Annotated in this window: 2 protein-coding genes; one reads left to right on the top strand and one right to left on the bottom strand. The window is 32.5% G+C overall.

Annotated elements, in window-relative coordinates; genetic code table 11:
• Nucleotides 1-214: 214 nt before the first annotated feature.
• On the bottom strand, nucleotides 215-736 hold the full coding sequence (locus VNJ50_RS12885) for a helix-turn-helix transcriptional regulator (protein WP_325582558.1): 522 nt from the start codon (nucleotides 734-736) through the stop codon (nucleotides 215-217).
• Between the two features lie 375 nt (nucleotides 737-1,111).
• Here VNJ50_RS12885 and VNJ50_RS12880 point away from each other — a divergent pair, with 375 nt between their 5' ends.
• Nucleotides 1,112-1,300, top strand: a complete 189-nt coding sequence (locus VNJ50_RS12880; protein WP_325582556.1) for a hypothetical protein — start codon at nucleotides 1,112-1,114, stop codon at nucleotides 1,298-1,300.
• Nucleotides 1,301-1,753 lie beyond the last annotated feature (453 nt).

The following is a 1,753-nucleotide window of genomic DNA, read 5'->3' as shown; positions in this document are numbered from 1 at the left end:
AATTTACATTTTTAAATGATAAAATTAATTTTGTGACACAGTTTGCGGTACACCCTCTAATTATTATATCGTTTATCCTTCTTCTTCCTGAACATTACTATTTATTTTTTTAATAACCAGTTTAAAAAATAAATTACTTATTTCAATAACTGGGATGTGGATATCAAGATGCCCGTTAATTCTCTTTTCTCAAGTTTAAACCTCAATAGCCAGATTATCCATCAAATCTCACATAAATATTTTTCCTTTTTATTTTAGCTTTAACTTCAACCGTATTATCCTCAATTAAATTTCTCATCACACCAGAAACCTCTTTTGAAGAAGTTTTTTCACGCTCAATCAAGTTTAATCTGACAAGTTCATCTATTATCTCATCAACTGTTTTACCTTCACCCAAAAAGCCTTCATTGTTAATGATTTTTCTTATCTTTCTCGTTAAAAAAGTTCTTGCTTTCTTTTCTTGAGATAGCTCATAAGCAGGTTTCAAAGGAATTTTCAGACTATGTAAGGTTCTAAATGGATAACTTACAGCTTTGGCAAATTCAAAATAGTAATCAATATTGATAGTTACCCCCTGCTCCATCTCAATAACTGTATTTATAGGTATACCGGTCATATCAGAAACATCACTTAATGAATAACCCGATTTCTGCCTAAATTCACGTAAATCAGCGCCTATCAAAATTCTATATTTGGGAGATTTTAACCTACCCTTTCTGTTATTAGTATTATTCATATTTGAAATATTGGTCGCTTTTATATAATTAATTAGATATATGTTTGCGTATTGTTTTTAAGTTTTATATATTTGTTTATGTCTAGCTTGATATAAACTATTTTACTAAAGAGTCTTGTTATCGAAAAACTGCTAAATTTTATGATGACGCGAGACCGTAGGGATAGTTCAACCTCGTATATTTGTATTTCAAAATATATGGGGTGTTCACCCTATTGGATGCTTCGTCATGGGTTCTTAGCAGTACCTCGATAAAAGTTGAAGATAGGGTACATCCTATATTATTCAACATAAAAGACTCGTTCCATAATTTCAATTATGAGAACGATTTTTTGTTTCTAGCCATTAGTTACCACTACTATTCCTTAAAAGAAAATGGCTCCAAAAAATCATACTCGTAAAGGATGCTGTAATATTAGGGCGCCATGTCCAAACATTACAAAATTCAAAACCGCCACAGGTTCCTTTTTTGGAAGAACCCAGTTTGGTGCTTATTTTAAAATTCGACAGCTTAAAAGTAGCATCAATCTTAGCGTTTTCCAAATGTTTCTTGGTTTTACCTAAGATATGGAGCAGAAAACGGCTTTTACAAAAAAGTACTAACATTTTAAAATCAAAATGCGTATGACAACAGTAACCCTTTATAAATAGCGTAAAATAGTAAATAATCAATGTTAGTCTCTGGGAAAGGGCTATTGCCTCTGTTAGATTTGGATAATAAGCAGTAGCCCATCTTCCCTAAAAAACAAAACTTATTGCCTATGAAATGAAAATAACACAAACAAAATATTGCCGTACACCATAAAACGGCACTAAAAAGTCCACTCCCAAGTTTTCGACGACCATTGGAGCAGGCTAAGAGTTAAAATAAATGTATCACTTTAACCAATACAAAATTATGATAAAAAATCATAAAACATCAAGGCTACGGCGCATTTTTGGCTGTACCCTTCTTTTACTAATTTTCACCCTGCCACTCACCGCTCAGGACCTACTGGTCACCGGCAGGGTCACTGA

Origin of the sequence: Gelidibacter sp. (assembly GCF_035577925.1) — a bacterium.
In the GTDB taxonomy this organism is placed as follows: Bacteria; Bacteroidota; Bacteroidia; order Flavobacteriales; family Flavobacteriaceae; genus Gelidibacter.
This window is presented reverse-complemented; position numbering and strand designations above follow the sequence as displayed.